The sequence below is a fragment of the Lentisphaera profundi genome (assembly GCF_028728065.1).
GTDB lineage: Bacteria > Verrucomicrobiota > Lentisphaeria > Lentisphaerales > Lentisphaeraceae > Lentisphaera > Lentisphaera profundi.
Genome location: NZ_CP117811.1, coordinates 696881 through 721816, shown reverse-complemented (window position 1 = coordinate 721816; position 24936 = coordinate 696881). Strand labels below are relative to the sequence as shown.

General features: G+C 39.8%; 19 protein-coding genes and 1 pseudogene. 12 read left to right on the top strand and 8 right to left on the bottom strand.

The window, feature by feature from the left end; all coding sequences use genetic code 11:
* Positions 1-68 precede the first annotated feature (68 nt).
* Positions 69-512, bottom strand: a complete 444-nt coding sequence (locus PQO03_RS03000; protein ID WP_274151010.1) for a hypothetical protein — start codon at positions 510-512, stop codon at positions 69-71.
* A 403-nt stretch (positions 513-915) separates the two neighbouring features.
* Between PQO03_RS03000 and PQO03_RS02995 the strand changes: the two genes are divergently transcribed.
* Positions 916-1422, top strand: coding sequence for a hypothetical protein (locus PQO03_RS02995; protein ID WP_274151008.1), 507 nt, complete (start codon positions 916-918; stop codon positions 1420-1422).
* A 45-nt stretch (positions 1423-1467) separates the two neighbouring features.
* Here the strand turns inward: PQO03_RS02995 and PQO03_RS02990 are convergent, their stop codons facing one another.
* On the bottom strand, positions 1468-1971 hold the full coding sequence (locus PQO03_RS02990) for a DUF1552 domain-containing protein (protein ID WP_274151006.1): 504 nt from the start codon (positions 1969-1971) through the stop codon (positions 1468-1470).
* 292 nt (positions 1972-2263) lie between these two features.
* Positions 2264-4108, bottom strand: a complete 1845-nt coding sequence (locus PQO03_RS02985) for a hypothetical protein (protein WP_274151004.1) — start codon at positions 4106-4108, stop codon at positions 2264-2266.
* Between the two features lie 385 nt (positions 4109-4493).
* Here PQO03_RS02985 and PQO03_RS02980 point away from each other — a divergent pair, with 385 nt between their 5' ends.
* Positions 4494-5210 (top strand): type II secretion system protein, encoded by a 717-nt coding sequence (locus PQO03_RS02980; protein WP_274151003.1) that lies wholly within the window; start codon positions 4494-4496, stop codon positions 5208-5210.
* 127 nt (positions 5211-5337) lie between these two features.
* On the opposite strand, the gene PQO03_RS02975 is transcribed toward PQO03_RS02980, so the two are convergent.
* Positions 5338-7251: a serine/threonine-protein kinase gene (locus PQO03_RS02975; RefSeq protein ID WP_274151002.1), complete on the bottom strand. Its 1914-nt coding sequence runs from the start codon at positions 7249-7251 to the stop codon at positions 5338-5340.
* 97 nt (positions 7252-7348) lie between these two features.
* On the opposite strand from PQO03_RS02975, the gene PQO03_RS02970 reads away from it, so the two are divergent.
* From PQO03_RS02970 to PQO03_RS02945, 6 genes are all read left to right on the top strand, one after another.
* Positions 7349-7924 carry a sigma-70 family RNA polymerase sigma factor gene (locus PQO03_RS02970; protein WP_274151000.1) on the top strand — a complete coding sequence of 192 codons (576 nt, stop codon included), beginning with the start codon at positions 7349-7351 and terminating at the stop codon, positions 7922-7924.
* Positions 7925-8231: 307 nt separating this feature from the next.
* The gene (locus PQO03_RS02965; protein WP_274150998.1) at positions 8232-9959 is read left to right on the top strand and encodes a sulfatase; all 1728 of its coding nucleotides are present in this window, start codon (positions 8232-8234) and stop codon (positions 9957-9959) included.
* Positions 9952-10278 (top strand): EF-hand domain-containing protein, encoded by a 327-nt coding sequence (locus tag PQO03_RS02960; RefSeq protein ID WP_274150996.1) that lies wholly within the window; start codon positions 9952-9954, stop codon positions 10276-10278. Before PQO03_RS02965 ends, PQO03_RS02960 begins: the two co-directional genes overlap by 8 nt.
* Positions 10279-10408: 130 nt before the next feature.
* The gene (locus tag PQO03_RS02955) at positions 10409-11050 is read left to right on the top strand and encodes a prepilin-type N-terminal cleavage/methylation domain-containing protein (protein ID WP_274150994.1); all 642 of its coding nucleotides are present in this window, start codon (positions 10409-10411) and stop codon (positions 11048-11050) included.
* Positions 11051-11070: 20 nt separating this feature from the next.
* Entirely contained in the window at positions 11071-13047 is a 1977-nt protein-coding gene (locus PQO03_RS02950; RefSeq protein WP_274150993.1) for a sulfatase-like hydrolase/transferase, read from the top strand.
* An 86-nt stretch (positions 13048-13133) separates the two neighbouring features.
* Positions 13134-15110: a serine/threonine protein kinase gene (locus PQO03_RS02945; protein ID WP_274150991.1), complete on the top strand. Its 1977-nt coding sequence runs from the start codon at positions 13134-13136 to the stop codon at positions 15108-15110.
* Positions 15111-15592: 482 nt separating this feature from the next.
* On the opposite strand, the gene PQO03_RS02940 is transcribed toward PQO03_RS02945, so the two are convergent.
* Positions 15593-16690: an IS110 family transposase gene (locus PQO03_RS02940; protein ID WP_274150989.1), complete on the bottom strand. Its 1098-nt coding sequence runs from the start codon at positions 16688-16690 to the stop codon at positions 15593-15595.
* A gap of 418 nt (positions 16691-17108) precedes the next feature.
* Here PQO03_RS02940 and PQO03_RS02935 point away from each other — a divergent pair, with 418 nt between their 5' ends.
* Positions 17109-17819: a type II secretion system protein gene (locus tag PQO03_RS02935; RefSeq protein WP_274150988.1), complete on the top strand. Its 711-nt coding sequence runs from the start codon at positions 17109-17111 to the stop codon at positions 17817-17819.
* A gap of 781 nt (positions 17820-18600) precedes the next feature.
* Here the strand turns inward: PQO03_RS02935 and PQO03_RS02930 are convergent.
* Both PQO03_RS02930 and PQO03_RS02925 read right to left on the bottom strand, forming a co-directional pair.
* On the bottom strand, positions 18601-20646 hold the full coding sequence (locus PQO03_RS02930; protein WP_274150986.1) for a serine/threonine-protein kinase: 2046 nt from the start codon (positions 20644-20646) through the stop codon (positions 18601-18603).
* Positions 20643-21230: an RNA polymerase sigma factor gene (locus tag PQO03_RS02925; RefSeq protein WP_274150985.1), complete on the bottom strand. Its 588-nt coding sequence runs from the start codon at positions 21228-21230 to the stop codon at positions 20643-20645. The genes PQO03_RS02930 and PQO03_RS02925 overlap by 4 nt, the downstream gene beginning before the upstream one ends.
* A gap of 208 nt (positions 21231-21438) precedes the next feature.
* Between PQO03_RS02925 and PQO03_RS02920 the strand changes: the two genes are divergently transcribed.
* The 3 genes and pseudogenes from PQO03_RS02920 to PQO03_RS22040 form a co-directional block, all read left to right on the top strand.
* Complete coding sequence (locus tag PQO03_RS02920) at positions 21439-22179, top strand: prepilin-type N-terminal cleavage/methylation domain-containing protein (RefSeq protein ID WP_274150984.1); 741 nt, start codon at positions 21439-21441, stop codon at positions 22177-22179.
* An 812-nt stretch (positions 22180-22991) separates the two neighbouring features.
* On the top strand, positions 22992-23690 hold the full coding sequence (locus tag PQO03_RS02915; protein ID WP_274150982.1) for an SGNH/GDSL hydrolase family protein: 699 nt from the start codon (positions 22992-22994) through the stop codon (positions 23688-23690).
* Between the two features lie 99 nt (positions 23691-23789).
* Positions 23790-23861 (top strand): annotated as a pseudogene (locus PQO03_RS22040) (H-X9-DG-CTERM domain-containing protein); the annotation flags it as partial.
* 605 nt (positions 23862-24466) lie between these two features.
* Here the strand turns inward: PQO03_RS22040 and tnpA are convergent.
* A complete protein-coding gene (gene tnpA, locus PQO03_RS02910; RefSeq protein WP_274150980.1) occupies positions 24467-24883 on the bottom strand; it encodes an IS200/IS605 family transposase in 417 nt (138 codons plus the stop codon).
* Between the last annotated feature and the right edge of the window lie 53 nt (positions 24884-24936).

Here is a 24936-nt window from a genome sequence, read left to right as displayed (position 1 = left end):
TTTTTTGTCTTAGCTAAATCAGCAATTCTACATGACTTAACTTCCTGAATTACGAAACTCGATGGGCATCAAGGTTGCGATGGCAGCACCGCATAACGAACTTTGCTCGAGGCTATGTTAGTCGTTTTAAAAGTCACATGACTGAGTGTTCTCTTATTGAGAGATTTTTTATACTCAAAAACAGCTAGAATCGTAAGCTTTTTCCCTTCGTGTAAATACCTAAAACTCGTAACTACAACCCCATCTTCCCTACCCTTACCAATATTGAGGCCCGGTACTTTAACTAAGACCGCGAGTTCTTCATTGGTATCGATAAGGATTTTTGAATTAATCACTTTATCTAAATTGATTCTCTGCTCAAGTTTTTCTGTTTTATCCGGCCAATAATCTTTCACGGTAGTTTTTAAAATTTCGATTTTTCTTCCCGCTAACCAATCATTCACATCCTCTTTTAATTCTTTGCCACTAAGCGAAAAAACCAAACACAATAAAAGCCCTGTCATTAACTTCATCTTCTTCTCCCATTTATAAAAATAACCATGATTATCCCATTAAGCGGGGCTCAGCCCCTTATTCGCCAGGTCAAGGATTGGCAAATCCTTGCTGGGGGAGCTCGAGGGGGACAGCGTCCCTCTCGTATGCGAAGCATTATGTTTAATCATAAAAATAAAAATTGTTTGCTGAATGTATTTGTGATGGTCATTTATCCAAGCTTATTTAATCTCATCTAACTATAAATCACCCTAACTAAAAGTTCTTATACAGCAGAAACTTCCTTCTTTTTACTCTATTCGCCCCATTCAAAGCATACTTTTAGCTTTATATTATTTCTTGTCGTAATTTGCGCTTTTAGCAAATTTTCGGAGGGCTTAGCACGACACAAATGGAAAGGAAAATAAAAGGATTATTCACATCATGAAAGTATTAAAAATTGTTCTCATTGGCTTAGGTATTATTGTTGGGCTTCTCTTTACGGTCGCACTCGTGATTGTCGACAGCGCACCAGAAACTTACGTTTATAAAGAAAACCGAATTCCCAAAAAATATACCGAGCATATTCTCGCTTTAAAACTCATCGATAAAGATGAAACCATCAAATACTTTTATTCTGATGGCTTTATGAAAATTGATGAAGGTATGTACTTCATCACCAATAAACAGGTCGTACTCTATTCAGAAGAATGGCCTGAGCCCGCCGAAAAAATCCCTTTTGATCAAATCATCAATGTAGAAATTGAATACAATGATACATGGTTAGACGATAGCTGGGTTTACCTCAATACTGAAGAATTCGAATACGAATTCCCCTTATCCAATGAACGTGGTGGCGACAAGAAATTCATTAAGTACTTGAAGAGTCAACTAGCAGAAGATATCCCCATTGTCACCCTTAATACTTCATCAGAAGATCCTGAAGAATAAACCCTTTATAAAAAAGGACTCAGCTCATCCCTAATCACTGCCAACTTATACAAAGAATCTAATCACCATGGCTATACCCATTCCCCCACGTGTGGGTGGCATTGGTTGCGCAAACTGATTCCATGACACAAAATTACCTCTACTCACTTGATGATAAAGCAATTTATGACGAGTATCTTGTATTGAATCACTGGCTAAACGTTGATCTAAACTTATGAATTGCCGCTCTGGGTAATGACTTTTATGATCATATCGCATACCTGTAAATGTTGCAGGCTGAACTTCATGCCCCCCAACTAGACCTGGCTCGGAAATGCCCTGTAAAAAGGTCATTTCATCTTTGAATTCAGAAAAGTATTCCATCATATACTTACATTTCGCTCCACCTTCTCGATGGTTTCCTGCATACAGCCCTAAATCTAAACACACAAGTACAACATTTTTCTTTAATTTTACTCGAGGATTAATGGGTTTCGACGCTGCCAATATTTTGCTTGGCAAAGCCAAACCCATGGCAGAAAGTTTCAGTAAATTTCTTCTATCAATCATTTCAGTATCTCCTTAATATAAAATAGCTATTTAGCAGCGTTGCCATGATGGCCTTATATAAATAATTGTATAAGATCAAGCTATAATTTAATATTTATGGGATACACAAAGAATGATTAGGTCTAACATTAAAACCATTTTTAAATGATAAGCTGAATCCGCGAGTTACATTTTGTCAATGATCTTGATCTTTGATCCTCATTGACTTATGAAAAATTTCAAATGCCTACGGTTATTCCCACAAAAATCTATAAAGTTCTGTGAACAGCATCTCTACGTAATTCTTCTAAATCTAGTTCACGGATTTAGGTTTGAAACCTATAGGTTTTTTAATAGTTTTCTCTTTAGAAATTGGCATTATATAATCAGCATTTACTGAACTTAATTGCCAAGGATGGGAAATATTGATAAGGGCTTGTTTACCTAAGCGCTCTTCTAATTGCTGAAGATACAAACTATAGGGCTCCACGGCATGTTTAGATGATTCTATATAACCATCTCCTAATACGCTATCGCCTGTCGATTCTAGGCTAACGCCAACCTCTCTTTCAAGCCATTTATTGAGAATTTTAACTTGTCTTGCCGTTTTTTGAGTTATTGCCTGATTCCCAGTCCAGCCTATACTAAAATTTTGCGAGCTTGGAGGAGACATAATCGCTGTAAGACTTGCTGCACAGTTCCAAAAGATTATCATCGCTCCAGACCAACCATGACCCGTACCAGACTGACCTCGATTAAGTGCCAATAACAAGCCTTCTCCTCGTAAAACACAACTATCAAACAAGGCGCCATGACCATAGCGATGATGCGATTCACTTGCATTCAAAGAATTATCAGAATAGCAATGTAAAAACACATTAGGCCCTCCAATACGTGGCCCTAAGGTATAATCATGCCGAGCATTACGAGAATATAGTCTTTGAAATAAATTAAGTTGACCTTCATTAACGAAAGCATATTTACGTCCCCCCTGCGTTGACGAAACAGGGTCAATCATAGCACAATCTTGAACGGTTATATAGGAACTTTGATTAACATGAACAGCACTTTGCGCTAGATAAAGTGCTGTCACATTACGTACCCATGAATTCGACACCCTGTTTAAATATACGCCAATTCTCGCATGATTTTCATCTTTGTAACTTAATATCAACTCATTTTTATTAAACTCTTTTGAATCATTTAAGACTTGTTTTTCATGGTCAAAATGAGAAACAATACGTAAATCCTCTACTCCACACAACTCAAGTCTTCTATCTAATGTTTTGGATATGTACGCCTCTCCAAAGCTTTTATTTAACGGCTCCACCACTGCCGCATTCATGATTAAATTATTGCCATCTATAGCTATAATCTTACGTTCATACTGAAAATTATAATCTTTGGGCTCCCAATTACTTAAATTTTTATTATTATAAAAATTTTGTAAATCCCACATGCCAATGAAACGCAACCACGCCTGACTTGCCATACGGGTCAGTAGAATAGTCTCGCCCACCGCAAAGTTTTTTGTATTACTTACGCATAATCGATTTACACCTATAGGAACATAATCATTTAGAACCTTAACTCGATGGTTTTTCTTCGGACGTAATTTATCCCGCCCAGTTAATTCTATAACATTATACACTTTATCTGCTGAGGCATAAAGCACTGTACCTTCTGGCCCCTGCCCCTCCCCCCTTATAACTATGCCACTCTGCCTTATCTCAAGACTGTCGCTAATCAGATAAACTCCTTTTTTGAGCAGTAATGCACCTCGAAAACCCTGATTATCAGCCACCATACGAGCCAGTTTATCTATAGCCTCTTGGATACGACTTGTGTCGTCAGTCACGCCGTCACCAGCTTCTAAAAATAGTTTATTTTCTATTCGCGGTAATTTAACTCCTCCTCCACGATAGCCACAAACTGAAAAATCAGGAATGATGCCCCCTTGTTCATTAAAGGCTTTATAAAGCAATTTCCCTGTCGGTCCAAACCTGAGTAAGCTAGATTCATTCGTTTCAGAAAATACATTAAACGCACATAAGATTGTAAGTAAAAAAATAGACCTATTTCGGCTCTTTTGACACACTATATCATATATGAATCTCAAAAAACAAACGCCCATAATACACACCCATTTCATTATCATTTATATCCTATATCTTAACTATCAGCATTTTGTAATACGTCGGAAGCTATTGCTAAAAAACTCCTACACCATAAATAAGCCTATCATTCTCCTAATGTAGCGCTAAGAGATTGCACTTAAGTCACCAAACCATCATTTATCAGGCCAGCAGTTAAGATTTGTTATCAGTGGCTCAAAAATTTACCGTTCAAGAAAATGACTATTAATTCTTAGACCAAAATATAAGGACCCTTATGAAACAAGCTTATTTCTTATTACGGTGATACACGATGAAAAATAATATCTAACAAGATATTCATACTTATTTTAAATAAGTTCATATTTTAGTGTTATACATTGTATTTTTCTGTGTATCCCTCGATATATAATAATGTGGAGTAAAATAATGAATAAAAAATTCACACTCATAGAACTGCTAGTTGTCGTCGCAATTATAGGTACACTTGCATCTTTGCTCTTGCCTGTATTAGGACAGGCTAGAAAGACGGCCTTAGCCACAAGCTGTCTAAATTCTAATAAACAAGTTGCCTTCGCTATGATTATGTTTCGTGAAGATAATGATGGCGCAATTGCTTATGGTTATTCATCACTCAGAAAATTTCAAAGTGGTGTTGATACATATTTAGGGGGAAATGCTCTACCTGGAGAGGATGCAAGTGTTTTTTATAACAATGCTTCACCAACTTGGTATGCCTGTCCCAGCACCGCTCTTGATGCCGAGAATAGAATTGAAGCGACGGATTACGGCATGGCACACATTAATAATTATCAATCATTAATTGGCCGCAAAGTCACTCAAATTAATGACTCCGCAAATGCTATGTTATTAATGGACACACTAAAAACAGATGACCCCAGCATCAAAGTGGGTCGTTATGAGATATCTGTCTATAGTGAAGATAAATATAACAAAGGCTCTGGTCTCTTTTACAACAATTTCAAACATAATAAACAACGTGCAAGCTATACTTTTGTTGATGGTCATGGTGAACTAATAAAATGGATACCGCGTTATGTCTTCAATGATAAGTATACTAAAGAGATCTTCGCGATGGATCGTATTTCCGTCAATGAACAACTACACCCTGATTTTCGTCTATAAAAATACTGCCTAAAAATGATTTATATCGCACTAGCTAGTCCGCTAATACCTACTGTAATGGCCGATATTTCCATTACTAAATGAGGCAAGTTCCACCACGAATAATAAAACCTAAGTCCATGAGAAGTTATTCTGTGATTTCACATATGAAAACTTTACTCACAGCTTCATACCCCGGCAAGTTAACCATGTGCGCTTCAAGTTTAACCTTTCGTAAATTTACACATTTAAGTAAGGGATGCAGATCTTGGATTTCTCTGCCCGTAAGCCAAATTTCTTCGAAGCCTAGTTGCTGTAAATAGTGTGATCGACCATAACAAGAAATAGACAGTATATTAATCGGCAAGCCCTGTAGCTCTAGGAAATTATCAAATTTTGTATTGTGAAAATAAACTTCTTCAAGCTCATGAAAAAAATGTAGATTTTTCAAGGTATAACTTTTTATATCTCCCTGACTCGTAGAGAAATCGAGCTTTTTGATTCGTAAGGATTTAAAGGGGTGTAGTTTTAATTCTCGTATACTTCCGCTGAATTTTAACAAGTTTTCATTCTCATTAAATTGAATGAGAATACTTTCTCCTGTGAGCGCATAATAGAGCTGATTAATAAAGAGTTCTTTTTTCTCTTCACTTAGGGCTGTTGAATTCATCAAATATCCCGTGAAGTGATGATAAAAATAAATATCTATTTTTCTCAAATCCATGATCAGCGTAACCCAATCTTGCGAATCTTGATTGAGTAATTTTGTGAACTTCGGTATAATTTCCAAATACTGACGATATCGAGATGCCTGTACTGTTTCAATACTATCAAAGGCCTGCTTAGCGACAATTGGATCAAAGGCAATGATAGCAAGTATACCCTTCAGTAGCTGTCCGCTTTCAGACGTTTGCTTGTGAAGAGAGAGCTTAAGTAAGTTACTTGCCTCGATATGTCGAAATTGGCCAAAGGCAATCCATGCTTGATCCAAAAGAATGCCCGCTTGTGTTACACTTAGGTCAATACGTAGATCCCGTTCTTCACGATGTTTTTCTGAGAGAACTTCCACCGCTTTTTTCTCTCTATTTAAATTAAAGGCAAAGATGACACTACTTATCACTAATAGGGCTAACAATAAGAGTACTACTAATAAGGTTTGAGGATTGCGGCGGCACAGCAAGTACGTTTTTCTACACCTTCCTGCTTTTTCAGCTTTAGTAGCTTGGCCTTGACCTGCAAGTCGTAAATCAATTAGTATGTCAGCAACATTTTCATAACGCGCTTGAGCATCGAATTCCAAGGCTTTATGACAAATTGCGCGTGAACTCAGGTCTCTAATCTGACTAAAATCAACCTCGCCTTGTTTATTTGCTGCAACAGTTTTTTTTAGATCTTTATTATAAAAAGGATTATAAGCTGAAAGGATTTCGTAAAAAATTATACCTAAGGCATAAATATCACTTTGTACTCCAATAATACCCTTAAACATCTCAGGGGCCATATAAGCCGGTGTCGCCGAAACCTCCACTCGCGCCTTTTGATGAACTCCACGTGCGCTGCCCCAGTCACAAAGTGTTAAATCGCCGGATTGAGAGATACGTATATTATCTGGCTTCAAATCTAGGTGCACGATTCCTTCATTATGTGCATAAAATACTGCTTCACAAAGCTTATGAAACATATTTATTAATACATCGCTCTGTAACTTTGAATTTTCAAGATACTCAGACAGAGTTTGTCCTTCAATAAACTTCATGACACAATACGGCACACCATCATCTTTACCTATATCATATACTGGTAATATATAAGGGTGCTGTAGTGATGATAATAATTGAAACTCATTTATAAACGACGAGTAATCACTCTCATTTTTGGGGCGAGCTTTTACGACAACACGATGATTCCAACTATCATAGACAGTATAAATAGATTTAAAACCACCTTCGGCAAGCTTTTCTTCATTTCTCCAACGCTTATCAGAGAAGAGGCTATCCTCCTCCTTTAGAGCTAATAAACCTTCTTTGAGTAAGAAGTCCACAGTAGGAGATGAGCTATCCATAAATACACCTCATTATATACATTCATCGTAAAAGTATAAAGAAAGAAAGCACTTTATCAAAGCTTGCACAAGTTTAAGCAATACATTAGTGTGACTTATGAATAGTAAAAAATCTCTCTATACGCAGAAAACCCTTCTACTCAAACTGCGCAATCAATATGATGATGACGCATGGCAACGCTTCATTGAATACTACAAAAATTATATTTATGTGGTCGTAAAAAACCTAGGCGTTGATAAGTCTGATCTCGACGATGTCGTTCAGGCAATCCTCATAAAGCTATGGTCCAAGCTTCCTGAATTCGAATACCAACCCAATAAAGGCAGTTTTCGTTCTTGGCTATGTACTGTCATTCGCTTTCATGTATACAACTGCTTTCGCGATAATAATAAATACTCTCCGCTTGATGACGAAGGTTCTATTCAAGCCGAGATTGATTCTATTTCAGAACGCGAGTGGATGCTTCATATATCACAACTCGCCTGGAAAGCTATCACCCCTAATTTCACTCCTCAAGTCACGAATGTATACATACGTTTATCTCAAGGTGACACGGCCGATCATATCGCCAGTGATCTCAATATCAGTCGTGGTTCGGTCTACGTTTACAAGGAACGAGTCCAAAAAGCCTTACGTCGTGAAGTAAGACGACTTGATAACGAATTGGGGTAAGTAAATCTTTTTTATAAAACAAAAAATTATCAAGATAACATCACAGTTTTTTATGTTATCTAGACAAATCCGTAGCTCCATTTAATTAAGATCCTTAAGATTATTGGCCTTGATGATACTGCGTGATTTATTCTGCATGCAGGGAATTTATAGATGGCTAATTCATCCATTTGAATCATCGTCTTAAACTATCTTTTCCGAATGATCACAATCGTAATTAAAAAAAAATTATCACCTTCTTTGTCACCCCGTACTATTGAGTCGGTTTCTTTAATTAATCACACTTAATTAATGATATGGGACCTCTATGAACTCTAAATTGTTTTGCTTTATTAGTTTTATCTTAACTGGCTTAGCTATGTCAGCTCAAGAAAAACCCAATGTGCTAATGATTGTCTTTGATGACCTCAATGATTTCATTGGTCCTTTAGGTGGACATCCCCAAGCAAAAACACCTCATTTGAATAAATTGGCTCATGACTCGGTGATCTTTGCTAATGCCCATAGTAACGCGCCAGTGTGTTCTCCTTCACGAGCGAGTTTTATGAGAGGAATTCATCCGGCGAGTTCAAGAAATTACGGTTTTAAAAACTCTGCTCAAAACCCGGTTTTAAAGAACTCTAAAACTTTACCTCAGTACTTCCAAGAAAATGGCTATAAAACTTATTTAGCAGGTAAAATCTTTCATGGCAAAGTGAAAGGTGTCTGGGATGAAGTGGGTGTTGAAACTGATTATGGCCCCCTCGCTTACAACGGCAAAAAGAGTACTCTCCATCCTTCTTGCCCTAAAGAAATGAGTTCATTCGGTGCTTTGGATGCCACTTTTGCTCGGCTCTCTGATGTCCCCTCGGTTGCGGCAAGTGCTGATGCTCCAGGTTATACAGGTTGGATGGGCGGCAACTGGGGACAGGCTATTCCCTTCAAATATAAATCTGAAAGCGATCGCGACCTACTCAATGATGAAAAGTCCGTGACTTGGTTCAAAAATAAATTGGGTCAAATGGAAAAACAAAAGCAGCGCGAGCCCTTCTTTATGGCCTTAGGAATTATTCGTCCTCACACGCCCTTAGTAGTGCCCGATAAGTATTTCGACATGTTTCCACTCGACTCCATCCAACTCTCCAAACGCAAAGAAAACGACTTAGCAGATACACATTATCATCAAGGTAGTGGCAAGGATTCACGTGGCGCACAAATTTACCAAGCACTAAAAGCCAATAGCGAAGGCAGTGATGAAGGCTTACGGCGCTATACCCAAGCTTATTTAGCTTCTGTTGCCTTTGCCGATGAAATCTTAGGACAAGCTTTGGATGCACTCGAAAAGAGCGCTTATAAAGATAACACCATTGTTGTGGTCTTTAGTGATCATGGCTACCAGATTGGCGAAAAAGATCATCTTTGGAAATACACTCTTTGGGAAGATAGCACTCGAGTTCCTTTCATCATTAAACACCCCGACTATAAGCATCAAGCAGGTAAAGCTGTTCAGCAGCCCATTAGCCTTATCGATGTTTTCCCCACACTTAAAGATTTCTGTCAATTACAAGGTTCGACTAAATTAAATGATCATGGGGCTGAACTTGATGGCTTTAGCCTTAAAAGCTTTTTAGACAATCCTGAAACCGAACAATGGGCAGGGCCCAACTTTGCTATGACCATGACCGATAGTTATAGATCAAAACTCCCAAAAGATCAGCATATCGCCATTCGTACCAAAGATTTTCGCTACATTCATTATCAGGATGGTAAAGAAGAACTTTATGATCATCGACGTGACTCAAATGAATGGACTAATCTTGCTTCGAATCCCGAATACGCACATATCAAAAAACAGCTCAAGAGCGACATGTTTGAGAGCATCAAAGATAAAAATACTCCACTAAGCACCGTGAGCTCCAAGAAAAAGAAAATAGGCGGCGAGCAATGGAAAGATACCTACTTTAAAAAGCACCCCTCTGCTGACAGCAATAAAGATGGTGAACTTAGCTGGCCTGAATTTAATAAACATAAAAAAATAAGGACTACAAATGAATAAAACTCTAATATTTACCGCCCTAGCCTTCTCGTTCATCAGTTCATTACACGCTGAAAAATCAGCTGACGATTGGAAAACAGAATATTTCAAAAAACATCCTACTGCTGACACCAACAAGGATGGTGAGCTTAGCTGGCCGGAGCACAAAGCTCATAAAGATGCCCAAAAAGCTCTTGATACAAAAGACGAAGCAACAAAAACTGCCGGCGAAAAATGGAAAGATAGCTACTTTAAAAAAAATCCCTCTGCTGACAGCAACAAGGATGGCGAACTTAGCTGGCCTGAATACAATAAACACAAAAAGTCGCAGAATATCTAATTCTAATTCAAAAAATCAGTAGCTGAACTCCTCGTAAAGATAGGGCGTGCCAAAATAAAAGATTTCATTTTTTTGTCACTTATCAAAAGCCACCCTGTTTTTTATGATAAGCACTAAACGAGGAGCTCACATGCATAAAAAAAATATCTTTAAAAATTTTAGCTTAATTGAGCTCTTAGTCGTGATTGCCATCATTGGTATCCTTGCAAGTCTTTTATTACCCATGCTGAGTAAATCTAGAAAAACTGCACAGCAAGCTGTATGCCTCAATAAAATAAAGCAATACAGCATCTCAAGCTTGATCTATGCCGATGATTTTGATAATATGGTGCCCCACTCTACCGCCAATACGCTTGCGCCATGGGATCAATGGTACGATCGCCTCAAAGTTACTGGCTATATATCAGATGTGGATAATCTCAATAATCTTTCATGTCCTTCAAGTACTCCCATCACCAATCATTGGTCTTCCGGCTTTGGTCCTAACTCAAAAATTGGCTGGAGATCTAATAGTGATGAGCCCGTCGCCATCACCAGTTCTCACCCCAGCGAAACTGTTCTAATGATGGACACTTTAAACAACGGTAATTTTAGTTATACGGCTTATTATCAAACAAATTCAGCTAGTCTATTCACAGCTGATAGCAGTATTAGAATCAATAGGCACAATAACAAAGCTAATACGTCATTTTTAGATGGTCATGCCCAAGCTTTATCCAGTTCTTACCTCACCGCCAATAGTACCTGGGGCTCAACTTTATGGAATCCTTAAAAAGGAAAAAATTGAAAATCATGAACAATAATTTGACTAGTAAGAATCGATCAAAAATATTTTTAATACTAGGCTTAACTATCGGCCTTGTTTCACAATTATTAGCTCAAACACAAGCTCCTAACCTAGTTTTTATCATTGTGGATGATCTCAATGATTTGCCTTTGGGACCATCGACTCGTCCGGAAATTGCGACCCCTAATATTGATCGCCTCGCAAAAAGTGGCGTCAGCTTTACGAACGCTCATTCAAACGACCCCATCTGTGCTCCTTCGCGCGTGAGTTTACTCTATGGACTCTATCCTCAAACAAGTGGACTTTTTTGGTTTGAGAACCCTAAGCAACGTGGAATTTTCAAAGATTGTATTGACCTTCCTCATCATTTGAAAAACAATAACTTCGATGTCTATGCAACCGGCAAAGTTTATCATGGTGGTCAAAAAGCAAAAGTATTTAAAACTTATGGCGTTGGCACGAATTACGGTCCGCACCCGCTTAATGGCGAGCCCTACATGGGCCATCATTCGAGTCAAGATCACCTCTTTAAAGCCATGCCCAATCTATCTCACAAGTGGGAACAAACTTTCGGCCCCCTCGAAGAAATTCCCGATTGGTCATCGCTTCCTCAAGGAAAAAAAGGTTGGTTCCTCTATAATAAACCCTGGAATCTAAACAATGGTCATGATCGCGACCTGCTTCCCGATGAGCTCTCGGCCAATTACTGCAAAGAAATTTTGGCTAAAAAGCACTCCAAGCCCTTTGCTCTCTTTGCCGGCTTAGTACGAACTCACACACCGCTCTATGCTCCCCAAGAATATTTTGATCGCTTCCCACTCGAGAGCATAAAAATCCCCACTCGCATTAAAAATGATTTAGCCGATTGTAGCACTCAACTTGCCAACACCGAGCTCTATGGTTTCCAGCGCTATAAATTTCTTGCTCAAAATGGTGATGACCTCCTCCTACGCCAGTGGATACAAGCTTACCTCGCCTGCGTCTCTTTTGTGGATGATCAAGTAGGAGAAATATTGGATGCTATTGAAGCCAGCGAATATCGCGATAATACAATTGTTGTCTTCACGAGTGACCACGGTTTTCATATGGGCGACAAAAAATTCCTCTATAAACAAAGCCTCTGGGATGGTGCCACTCACGTACCACTCATTATTTCCGGTCTCAAAAACATGGTTCAAAATCAAAAATGTTCGAAACCGGTATCTCTAATTGATCTGTACCCCACAATCAATGATCTCTTACAACTTCCCCTAGAGCCCAATGCCGAGACCAATAAAATCAAAATGGATGGCTTTAGTTTGCGTCCCTTTCTTATGAATCCCCAGTCACAACAATGGCCCGGTCCCAAAGTGGCTATTACTGCCCTACCCGGCAAAGACCATAGCATGAATAAGAATTTTGATGGAGCTCCCTTCCCTCATTTCTCTGTCCGTTCAGAGGATTGGCGTTATACGCTAACATCTAATGGTGAAGAAGAACTCTACAATTACTCAAGCGACCCCCGTGAATCGCAAAACCTCGCCACTTCTCCAGAGTACACTCACATCAAAACTCAACTCAAAAAGCAACTGATTCAATTGCGTGATGGTGATAATTGGGAGCCTGTAAATCAGTGGCAGACTAATCAATCGATCCAGATCGATAACAAGCTTATTTCATTCAAATCAAAACAAGCGCAAGAGGCCTTGACTACCCTCAATAATTATCACAATTTTGACCTCCAATTCGATTACAAAACAAATAGTGAAGAACTCCACTTAGCACTTCGTGGTGAGCAAATAATAACTACCTTGCCCGCCTCCCAACAAAAATGGAATCACTTGCGTTTACGCCTAGATCAAAATCGCCTAGAAATATGGATCAATAATAAACTCATCTCTGATTCAAAAGTTAAACTCAAGCAAGCGGGCCCCATATCTTTCCAACATTCGAAGGCAGATCAAGAAACTCAAGTACAAAAGATGCGTATTCGTCGAATATAAATTCTTCTTCCCATGTACCGTCACTAGATTTAGCTAGCATTTTAGTATAAACTAAGTCTACATACTCATTTTAATTAGGATATTCAGTGCCTGACGAAACTCATAAAGAAGAACTCATTCACGAAGCCTGTTTTCACATCGATGATCGCCTGGGTTCTCTCTATGAAAATATTCACGATGAAGAGCTCGACGATTCTTTTGATCCCGTACTTCCCGAAGAGCGTTACCAAATTGGCGACAAAGTGGCTGATGGTGGTCTGAAATCTATTTTCAAAGCCTACGACCGCAAAAGCTGCCGTCATTTAGCCATTGCTTTCCTGCGCGAAGATCGTCCCCTTGAGCTACATCAAGCTGAGTTCGTGCGCGAGGCAAAAATGAGTGCTTTACTCGAGCATCCCAATATTATCCCGGTCTATGATGTCGGCGTCATGGAGAGCCCCTTTTTCACTATGAAATTAGTGATGGGAGATAATTTAAATCACTATATTTTTGAAGAATCAAAGCATTTCACGCTCAATCAATCCCTGCGAATTTTCATTAAAATTTGTGATGCGGTTTCCTATGCTCATTCACGGGGAATCATTCATCTCGATCTCAAACCTGAAAATATCAAAATCGATAGTTTTGGCGAAGTTCTGCTCCATGACTGGGGCATCGCAAAGCGAATCTATATTCCCGAAAATGATAGTAATCAGCTCTCCGAAAATAATATTACTATCCCTGACACGATTAATGGCACGCCTTCCTATATGGCGCCAGAACAATTCGATCCCAAGCATAAAATAACTGATGAACGTACCGACATTTTTTCTTTGGGTGGAATCCTCTATAGCTTACTCACCTATAAGCGCCCTTTCGGCTCACAAGATATTCGTTTAGAACGCAAACTCACTTCCCCCCTCAAGCGTTGCCCCGAACTCAAGATCCCCTCGAGTTTAAATGCCGTTTGTATGAAAGCTATGTCCAATCATCCCGATGTGCGCTATCAGCAAGTTAAGGACCTCCAGCACGAAATTGAACTTTACCTCGATGGCTTTGCCACTGAAGCCGAGAATGCCAATTTACTCACTCTCAGTAAGTTAATTTTTCAACGCCACATGAAAATCTGTTTATTGATTTCTGCTTCTCTCATCATCATATTTATGCTCACCCTCACTTTCATCACAAAATTACAGCAGAGTGAATCCAATACCCGCTTAGCTTTAACAGCCGCTACCGAATCAAAAATCGCCACCGAGAAAGCTCTGCTCCAGAGCGAAAGTAATTTTAGTTTATATAAGCAAGAAAAAAGTGAACGCAAGCAATTCGGCGAACTCACTTCAGAATGGATTAGCAAAGTTCCCGTGGGACTCGATAAATGGAAATACTATCGCTATGAAAAACAATTAGAAGTCGCTATCCAGGCCACCCCGAATAGGATCGAACTCTACGAAAAAATGTTTATGCTTCACGTTTTTAATGGCAATTTCCCCGAAGCCATCAAAACTTATGATACCCACCTCACACAGACTGATTTCATGAAAAAGTGCGTTCCTATTTTCAGAAAATACGCCAAATTGAGTCCCACTATCAGTGGCTTTAGCAATGAGCTCATGATCCAACTATTTTTTGACTTAAAACTCAAGCAGCATGCTTGGATTGCCAGCGGGATTATGCGCACTCGTATGGAAATCCCCCAAAGCCGTGAATCACGACTCAACTTAATTATTCAGACCATAAAGAAAACAAACCCCCATCAAGAGCTTTGGGATATTCAATACGACACTGAAGAAGGTCAAATCTTCACTTCCTTCTCCTTGAAGAATCACAATAAAGCCGATCAATTCATGGCTCTTGCAGGGATGACTATTGGTTCCCTCGACCTCAGTGGAAAAGGCTCATTCTCCCCTGAAAAAATCAGCTTTACTTATGTAAAAAAACTCATTTTAGTCGATCGTAAAATAGTAGAATTCGAACGCTTCTATGCGATTAAAGGCCTAGAAGAAATCGTCATTAAAAAAGGTCAAATCCCAAACGAGTTCATCCGAAAAATGCCTCTCATCAAATTCACCTATGTCGATTAACTGAGCTCTTAGGAAAAATTGGGGACATCCATTTAGCCAAATTTGTCAAGTAGACAATAAATCTTTGTATCCGTTTTTTTGATTTTCAAAACGACTTGTGCTTAAAAATGTTTAGTTCAGCTCATCTTTGTTTCTTCTTTTCGGGTACGGGTCTTTCACTTAATGTGAAGTCCCTCCAGACATCCATATAAGGTCAAAGGCTTTAAAGGAGCCCTGTCGATCTATTCAGCTTTTCTTTTTAGCTGCTAACCGACGCCTTAGAAACTACTTGCGGTCAATCCCTCGCTGTCCTATTCAGGTGTAAATCAAGGCTCAATTCTATCATGTGGAATCGTCCAGTACATATCGGGCTCAGTAAGGGGTGAGTCATCATCTAAACTTCTTTTGATTTAAAGAAACCTTTTACAGCGATCTAATCAGGTGATAGAGGCTCAAAGTCCAAGTCCCCATTGACGGCTTCACTGCAAAAGATTCCAGATTTTTTAATTATTTAGTCTTTGTAAACGTTCATATTTTTGTCTTCCAAAAAAATCAATGGGATCAAATTTTTGTTTTCTCTGGAGCATGAAATAAATTGATCGACAAATCTTATGAGTGTAAATAGCTCTAGCTTTACGTTCGCCGTGTTGCCTTATTAGGTCATTTGAAAAAGCTTTCATCAAAGGGTTTCTTTTTGATAGTACGGCAGCCTGACTATAGGCCCATTTTAAAAATGGATTACCTATTTTTGCTCCACTATAACCATAACTTTTACCCGCACTTTCTTTTTTACATTTAATCACTCGACAATAACTTGAATACTTACCTGGGCTTTTAAACCTTTTGATGTCGTGAGTTTCATAGATAATGACCATACCAAGGGTATCGCCTACTCCAGGCATTGACTTTACTATTTCAAATTCTTCATTGTAGGCACTATTTAAAGTGAATTCTTTGAGATCTTTATCCACTGCGATCAACTCTTTTGTATAAGCCATCAATAGATTTGTGTTGAGCTGATAGTTCCGTTCCATCGCGATGCCACCTATCCCAGAAAAGTCCTGATGTTCTACTAGACTTTCTAGTTTATCTGGTTTTGACCTCATGTATAAAGTACTTTCTTTTAGCTCGTTTTGTTGCTCAAAAATATTCATGTAGACTGATATTCCAGACTTGGACTGCACTAACTTTATACGCCTTCGTAAGAGGTCTCTATGAGAGCGGTATTCTGCTGGGCAAGCATAGGCGTGAGGCAATAAATTCGTGCGTAATAAATCAGTGATTTTTTTGCTATCAATTTTATCGTTTTTAGCTTTTCCTCCGTGAATAGATTTCATATAGAGCGCATGACCAAGAGTGAATTCAATATTCTCTGAACGACAAAAATCTGCAAGAGGGTACCAATTATAAGTGCTCTCACAAGCAATAGTGAGGTCATCGACATAAGGCGCCAAGACCTTCTTCATATAGACAAAATTATTATCTCGGATGTTTTTATGCAGCATTATATTTCCTTCCTTGTCCATGACACAAATATGAGCAGATGACTTGTGAAGGTCAATTCCACAATGATATTTCGTTTTTGAGTTATACATTTCCATGAGGCAATTTCCTTTTTTTGTTTGTGTGAAACTTCAATAAAGGTCATTGCCTCGTTCTTTGCCAAATTTCCACGCTGATATTACTCAGTGCGGTACTTGGCTAAGCGTACTATCAGGTGATTTTTAATTCTCCGCACCAACAGATTGTAGCATGCTCCGTCAGGGGCATGAATGAGTAATCTAATTTTGTGTGAGGGCTCACTTGTGAGTCCGACATTATGTAGCATGCTCCGTCAGGGGCGTGAAAACAGGTTTGGGATTAGTTTAGGGCCCAAACTTGGCTCTGGTATATGCCGGACTCACATTCGTGAGCGCTCGCTTCAATTCATCAATAAATATTTATTAGTTGTTAAGATTGATCAAGCTTGTGACTTCTATATAAAAGGTATACACTTAATTAATGATATTGAGGTCAGATATGCAGCTTAAAAAGAGATTCACACTGATTGAAATTCTCGTCGTTGTTGCCATTATTGGCATCTTGGCATCGCTACTGGTGCCATCGCTAAGCAATGCTAGAAGGAAAGCTAGAGAAGTCCTATGTAAAAATAACCTCAAGCAACTTTATATCACTCAAATGCTCTTTGCTGATGATAATGAAAACAAAGTTTATGCTCACCATTTACGCGGTCAATTCATGGTAGCGACCGCTTGGAACGACGGAGCAGAGTCGGGTCAATTTTACGAAAGTGGTGAACAAATTTTTGAACCCTACTTAGGGAGAGATGACGTGAATAATAAATTAGCCGTTTATAGATGCCCTAGTTCAGAGTACAACAGTGGTGATGGAGCATGGATCGCAGGTGCCTCTAATGGAAGAAACTACAACGGCTTTATGCGTTCAAACTACGGTCGTCCACAGACGCTCGATAATTTGACGATTCACAATTGGAACGCAGGACATCTACCTCCATTCAAGCATTCAAGTAGAAAACCTTTTATGTATGATTTTGTGATGGAGACCTCTAAAGGTGACTTTCATGGCAATCATGGATATTTCAACCTAGCTGTTACCGATGGAAGTGTGGTAAAAGCTTATATCCCAACAGACGAGTGGCGGTCTACTAAGCCATATAGAAATACCTGGACACCATTCTTTGAAGCTGCCATCGGAGAAAGTGCTTTTTAAATATATGCATTAAACTAGAATGTAGCATGCTCCGTCAGGGGCGTGAAAACAGGTTTGGCATTAGTTTAGGACCCAAACTTGGCTCCGGTATATGCCGGACTCACATTCATGAGCCCTCACTTCATTTCATCAAACTATACATGTGGCTCACGCCACACGCTGATATATGCTGGGTCTACGACCCTAATTGTTCCGCTCTAGGAGAATACAACACAGGCTACACTATTGCGGACCTTCAGTTCTAGGTGCTCCGCAACGACATAATGTAGCATGCTCCGTCAGGGGCATGACTAAATAAATCTGATTTTGGGAAGGGGCTCACTTGTGAGTCCGACATTATGTAGCATGCTCCGTCAGGGGCGTGAAACTGGTTTAGAATTAGTTTAGGGCCCAAGCTTGGGTCCGGTATATGCCGGACTCACATTCATGAGCCCTCGCTTCATTGCATCAAACTATACCTGTGGCTCACGCCACACGCTGATATATGCCGGGTTGGAGTCTTATTACGCTAGCAAATGCTCGAACCTTATATTGGTAAAGAGACCACCAATAAATTAGCCTTCTACAGATGCCCCGCTTCTAAATTTGCATCAGGTGCATGGATTCTAGGTTCATCGTGCGTGCCGAAACTATGCTGCAGAGCGTTTCCATCATACCTTCGGCATGAATATTATTTTTTTAACCATACCCACCGGATGAATCCGGTGGCTACCCTACTACATACCGTCGGCATGTGCTTAAGCTCCCTACTATAAGGTGACACTGCAGAACCTGAAGTGAACTACTCAGGTTTAAAAACGATCTTGTATTCTTTTTTCAAAAGCTTTAAAAGCTCGGGATCCGTTGTCGCTTTATTGATAATGAGTTTTTCAGTCACCCCTCTTTTGATAAACTTATACAGATTATCTAATTTTACTCCACTCAAATCAAGCGTTTTTAAATTCAAGCCACCGAGGCTGGGTGTATTTAAGCGCTCCGTCCCTTTTATAATGAGGTGCTCTGGTCCCAAAGTCGATAAGAGTGAAACTTCTTGATCAAACTGCGCAATATAAGTACTACAGCGCACAAAATCACCATCTATTATTAAAGTTTTAGTTTCAAAATCATAGCTAAATTCATCGAGTACATCAACTCGATTAACTTCCGTGAAGACTCGCTTTACTAATTGAAGATGATCTTCATCTTTGGCTCTTACTGCCCCATCATAAATCATCATCCGGACCTGCTGTTGAACAAAATCACCACTCAACTTATCTAAAACAGTGTTGATCACTGCTATCGGTGCTGCTTGCTGACTACTCTGATAATCTTCAACTGATTTTAATGCTTTAAATAAATTGGGGTTCTCTTCGGCTCCTCGTCCTTTTTGAAGTTCTTTGAGCGCTAAATCAAACTCTTCCCTGACAAAGTGTACATCTCCCTTGAATTCATAAAGTAAAATAGCGCTGTCATTGGATTCTTTAATGCGCTCGAGGGATTTCATCACATGATCAAGTGTTGCTTTCGGCGCATCCAGAAAATGACTATGGTAATACTCTTTTATCTTAGCAAGAACCACGCTCGGGTCAGCCGCTAGACTTAAATCGGCTAGCTCTTTTTCCTCTTTGTATTTTTGAAAATTATCCTCGGCTATTTTTCTCTGCTGCTCAGCAGTCAATCGCAGTTGATATTCATTCAGCCTGGCCTTTTCAAGCTTGATAATAAAGGCATAAACAAACATCATCAGAATAAAAAGTGAAGTAGCGGCAATTCGACTAGCATTTTTATTGCGTTTATAAAATAGCATCAAGCCTTTCAAAAAACCCGCGTTTTCTGCGCTTGTCGCATAACCAAATAAATATTTCCTGACATCCTCAGTAAACTCATTCACCGTGGCGTAACGGTCGTGTTTATCATAAGCCATAGCCTTCATCACCACCGCATTCAAACTCTTGGGAATCGCTTTATCTGGGCAACGCTCAATCGGAGCTATAATATCGCCATTTTTAGTTTTCAAAAGTACCGTCTGAACATCACCATCAATCGGATTCTGATAAGTCAGGATTGTGTAAAGCACTGCGCCCAATGCGTAAACATCTGACTGCAAAGCTCTTTTTTTCTTGTCTTTGAGAAGTTCGGGAGCCATAAAGCCAGGTGTTCCTCGAACTTTGCCGACCAGTGTCTGACCATTGAGAAACTCCATGCTCAAAAGATCATCATTGTCTGTAGTTTTGTCGCCAAGCTGACGTGCCAAGCCCCAGTCACAAAGCAGTACTTCACCATGTTCACCTACCTGAACATTTTCCGGCTTTATATCCAAATGCAAAATACTTTGAGCATGGCTATAGGAGACCGCATCACAAATTTTAATAAAAATATTGAGTAGTGATTCCGTCGTATATAAATTTGTGTAGGACTCAACACCTTGCTGCAATTTCTTCAGAATTTCGTTTAATGAATCTCCTAACTTGAGGTCCATGGTGAAATACGGACTGCCATCATCTCTGTAATCTATATCATGAACTTTGATAATATTGGGATGATGCAGTGCCGCCGTCAGCCGTGCTTCTGCAAGAAAAGGACCGTAGGGTTCTTTTCCTAAATTTTCTTTAACCGACGCCATAGCCACATAACGCCCGGTCTTTTGATCATAGGCTCGAGAAATGATTTTCATCCCCCCAGAAGCAATTTCAGCCACTTCCGTATAGCGCTTATTAACATCAGCAAATTCTTCATAGAGCTGAGTACATTGCGTATCTCGCTCATCTTCCTCTAAATCATAAAAATCCGTCGCTCGATAATCAAGGTTTTTGGGAATGGCAATAAATTTATCGGTTTCCTGAGTCACTGATGATTCTCTAGTAGTGACCTTAATTGGCGGATCTCACCTTGAAAACGAGCTTTTACCCTTGAACGAAGTACATAGACAGAGTTTTCGGACATCTCTAACTCAACAGCAATAGCGGCAGCATTCTTGCCCTCTAAAGTGAGATAAAAGACTTTCAGGGCATTGCCATCAAAATGAGCTTTGATTTTTTCTACCGCCAAAGAAGTAACATAAGCCTTCCATTCTTTTTCAATCATTTGATCAATTTCACTTTCTTGCGATAAGTCCAAATCTGTATCACTGAGTTCCTTCTTATCACTCTTATTTTTTCGAAAAAAACGATAAACTTCATGCCTCATAACCACACTCAGCCAACCGCGAAAATTCGAATTCTCCCGAGTCGAATCAAACTTGCCGATGTCTTTCCAAAGTTTAATTAAAAGATCCTGCCGGAGGTCATCAATTTGACTTTGTTGCACACCCAGCTTAGAAAAAACCATGCTGATAAAATTTTTGTAATAATAAACGAACTCTTCAAAGGCTTCGTGATTATCTGGATCCGATGCTCGTAGAAGTAAAGACTCTCTTGTATTCCAATTATCCATTTGATTCCTATGTTTTCTGTGTGCCATCGCAATTTCCCAATTGCTTCTCGTACTTTAATGATCTATTAAATCAGCACTCTAATCAATACTATACTAAGTAAAATAAGTAAACTTTAAACAGAAAATTTAATTTTTTTCTGATTTAGTGTTAAGATCTTGATTTAAACTGACTTCTATTATAAAATATAATAGAACCTAAGGACCTTAAATGAAAAATAATTGTACAAAAACAAATCACTTTAGCCTCATAGAATTACTGGTAGTCATTGCGATTATTGGTATCCTTGCTTCATTTTTGGCTCCCATGCTTTCTAAATCAAGAGGCGAAGCAAGAAAAGCGGTATGCGTCAGTCAGCAAAAACAAATCGGTATGGCTAACTTCATGTATCTTGATGATAATGACAATCGATTCTTGCCAAGTGGTATGGGATATAACGGCAATAATTATTATCGTTCTGGCGGCCCAAACGGGCCTCTGCCGACGCTATTAACAGGACCTGGAGGAACCAAAGGCTATAAAGGTATTTATGATTATAATTATGTCCGAAACATGGACCTATGGTTCTGTCCCTCGCAAAACAGAGATTTTTGGATCACTAGCATGATTTGGGAGGCCAGTTTTCCCATGAATCGCTACCTTAGGGAAGTGTCGTCGCTCAGTGGCTTGGGTGCAGTAAGCCCCTCCGAAGTCATTTTTACCATGGATGCCCACGGCCGTGCTGACATCTATTACAATACCAATGTTATAGCTCCCCGACATGTTGGGAACAAAGCTAATGCGCTATTTGTCGACGGTCATGTCAAAGCAATGAATTATACGTATATATTCAGCAATCCTCAAATGATTGGTTTTAATCAAAACACCAATGGTCATCCCTGGAATAGATCCACTAACTGGGGGATTGACAATTTTCGATTCGACGGACTCACGCAGCCGACGCTGTGGTGAATTACCGTCTTTGTGTGAGAGATAGGGTCAAGATGCGCGACTGTGTCACTGACGCCAAAGATGCGATCCCTAAGAGATAGGTGCTCCTAATGGTAGGGAATTGAAGCAAATCTAAGCTTAAAATTAAGCGCGGGCGCGAAGCTCCGAGTGTAGGGATCCTTAAGGGGTGTTGCCACACAGGCGGATAAAGATGATTGGCCCGTACGGCAGTACCTTAAGCGAGGTTTGGGGCAGAGCCCCAGTATAAATACCTCCGGTAGCCGAGGAGCCCTCGGGGCCCTACTAAAAAAGGTGGCAGCACGTATAAATACCCTTAAGTTTCCACCCATTAAGAGAGCCTCCGCGGGCTAGCTTCGCAAAAAAAACACCTGAAACCCCTTAAGTTCCCAGCCATTTGAGGCCTGCTGCTCCTCGAGCTCCCCATTAATGAATGGGAAATCAAGTACATGCCGAAGGTATGAAGCATGGTAGCCACCGGATTTATCCAGTGGCTATTGTTAAAAAATGATACTCATGCCGAAGGTATGAAGCTAAAGTTCTGCAGCGTAACTTCGGCACGCACGATTCTGCTATTCAAATACCACGGACTTACGTCCATGGCTACATTCCTAAGCCTTTCGAGCTCATCTCTCAGTAACAGTGCATTTGTTTGTGTGAGTAAAACTTGTACATAGCTAAGTATTGAATTTTATTTGAAATTACTGTTAAGGTCTGCTTCTATTCGTCCTTCTATTAGAAAAATTTAAGGATCAAAATATGACATTGACCAATTCTGAATTTGCTCATGAAGCCAGCCTGTTTGAGCTTCAAAGATGAAATTTGTATTTTTAATGCTTGTCGCCGCTGTAACGACTGTAGCTCAGCCAGAGGGACAAACTCTGCTGGATACGGGTATTCCCAAGGTATTGCTCATTGGGGACTCCATTTCCTGTCAGTATACGCCCTATGTTATCAAGCAGTTAAATGGAAAAGCGATTGTGAAGCATCACAAAGGAAATGCAGGGCCTACAATGAGAGGTATCGCCCATATTGATACGTGGTTAGAAACTACTGAATGGGATGTCATTCATTTCAACTGGGGCTTATGGGACATGTATGGATGGCGGTATATGGAGGTCGATAGGAGTCCAAAGGCTTATGAAGAAAGGCTGGAAACCTTGGTTCTCCGCTTGAAGAAAACAGGAGCCAAGCTTATCTGGGCCACAACGACGACGATTTGCCCGAAAGCGGAACGCACCGGCGGAATCACCCTGACACCTGAAATAGAAAAGACATATCTGGATGCTGCTGAGCGCGTAATGAAGAAACATGGCATTCAGGTGAATGATCTGCATTCCTTCACAAAAGCCAGGCGCAATGAGTTTGCTCTTGCAGATAATGACGTTCACTTCAACACCGAGGGCCGCAAAGAACACGCAAAACAAGTCGCTAAACATATCATGATCGCGGTTTCGGGAGAGGCTGCCGCTCCGCCTCGCACAGTCCTTCCCCAAGGTATTACTCATCGGTGATTCTATTTCAAGCGGATACACGATGTTTGTGGGCGGTGCATTGGATGATGTTGCCAGGCTTGAGCGCATCAATGCAAATGGACAGCATACCGAAACCGGATTGAAGCGCATCGACAGCTGGCGCACAAAGCTAATGCGCTATTTGTCGACGGTCATGTCAAAGCAATGAATTATATGTATATATTCAGCAATCCTCAAATGATTGGCTTTAATAAAAATACCAATGGTCATCCCTGGAATAAATCCAATAACTGGGGCATTGGCAATTTTCGATTCGATGGACTCATGCAGTAGCGATAGGGCTAAAGTGGCTCACAGCCAAGACCGATATATGCCGGACTCACAAGTGAGCCCTCGCGTCATTTCATCAAACTATACCTATGGCTCACGCCACACGCTATTCTATGCCGGGTCTACGACCCTCGTTGTTCCGTTCTATGTTAATGCAACACAGGCTGATTTATGCTGGGGCTACGACCCTAATCATTTCGCTCTATGTGAATGCAATACACCTACTCTACCCCGGGCAAAGCCCTAGGTGCAAAGCACCGATATTATGTAGCATGCTCCGTCAGGGGCATGAATGAGGATATATCAATTGGGAAGGGCTCACTTGTGAGTCCGACATTATGTAGCACGCTCCGTCAGGGGCATGAATTGGCAGATCAAATTTCTGGTGAGGGCTCGCTTGTGAGTCCGACATAATGTAGCATGCTCCGTAAGGGGCATGAGACTGGTTTAGAATTGATTTAGGGCCCAAACTTGGGTCCGATACCTCACTCTAAATTATAATGCTCTAAAAAACTCTGTAATTCATCTTGGTATGAAATAACTTTATGATGTTCTTTCTGTTTCTTAATGTAGCGTCTAACCTTTACACAAACGCTCGAACTAACCGAAAATGCCCCATAGCCTCTTTGCCAACTAAAATCTTTATCTACCTTCTTCATCCATCTTGATGAATTACTTTTTATTTTATTAACAAACTCCCCCACAGAAATAGTAGGTGATAATGAAACTAAAATATGAACATGATTATCGGTGCCGTTCATTTCCAAAATCTGACTAGATAAAATTTTACTTAGTCCTCTCATGTAGGCATATAATTCACTCTCCGTGTCACTTTTTATAATTGCACTTTTGCCCACATGGAAAATTATGTGCACATAAATTTGATTAAATGATTTAGACATAACTTGCTCCATTATTTACTTATTATAGCTAATTTATAGTAGCCTACGAGACA

Coding starts and splice junctions, on each gene's coding strand:
- PQO03_RS03000 (WP_274151010.1), bottom strand. CDS start 512: ATGAAGTTAATGACAGGGCTTTTATTGTGTTTGGTTTTTTCGCTTAGT.
- PQO03_RS02995 (WP_274151008.1), top strand. CDS start 916: ATGAAAGTATTAAAAATTGTTCTCATTGGCTTAGGTATTATTGTTGGG.
- PQO03_RS02990 (WP_274151006.1), bottom strand. CDS start 1,971: ATGATTGATAGAAGAAATTTACTGAAACTTTCTGCCATGGGTTTGGCT.
- PQO03_RS02985 (WP_274151004.1), bottom strand. CDS start 4,108: ATGATAATGAAATGGGTGTGTATTATGGGCGTTTGTTTTTTGAGATTC.
- PQO03_RS02980 (WP_274151003.1), top strand. CDS start 4,494: ATGAATAAAAAATTCACACTCATAGAACTGCTAGTTGTCGTCGCAATT.
- PQO03_RS02975 (WP_274151002.1), bottom strand. CDS start 7,251: ATGGATAGCTCATCTCCTACTGTGGACTTCTTACTCAAAGAAGGTTTA.
- PQO03_RS02970 (WP_274151000.1), top strand. CDS start 7,349: ATGAATAGTAAAAAATCTCTCTATACGCAGAAAACCCTTCTACTCAAA.
- PQO03_RS02965 (WP_274150998.1), top strand. CDS start 8,232: ATGAACTCTAAATTGTTTTGCTTTATTAGTTTTATCTTAACTGGCTTA.
- PQO03_RS02960 (WP_274150996.1), top strand. CDS start 9,952: ATGAATAAAACTCTAATATTTACCGCCCTAGCCTTCTCGTTCATCAGT.
- PQO03_RS02955 (WP_274150994.1), top strand. CDS start 10,409: ATGCATAAAAAAAATATCTTTAAAAATTTTAGCTTAATTGAGCTCTTA.
- PQO03_RS02950 (WP_274150993.1), top strand. CDS start 11,071: ATGAACAATAATTTGACTAGTAAGAATCGATCAAAAATATTTTTAATA.
- PQO03_RS02940 (WP_274150989.1), bottom strand. CDS start 16,690: ATGGAAATGTATAACTCAAAAACGAAATATCATTGTGGAATTGACCTT.
- PQO03_RS02935 (WP_274150988.1), top strand. CDS start 17,109: ATGCAGCTTAAAAAGAGATTCACACTGATTGAAATTCTCGTCGTTGTT.
- PQO03_RS02925 (WP_274150985.1), bottom strand. CDS start 21,230: ATGGATAATTGGAATACAAGAGAGTCTTTACTTCTACGAGCATCGGAT.
- PQO03_RS02920 (WP_274150984.1), top strand. CDS start 21,439: ATGAAAAATAATTGTACAAAAACAAATCACTTTAGCCTCATAGAATTA.
- PQO03_RS02915 (WP_274150982.1), top strand. CDS start 22,992: ATGAAATTTGTATTTTTAATGCTTGTCGCCGCTGTAACGACTGTAGCT.
- tnpA (WP_274150980.1), bottom strand. CDS start 24,883: ATGTCTAAATCATTTAATCAAATTTATGTGCACATAATTTTCCATGTG.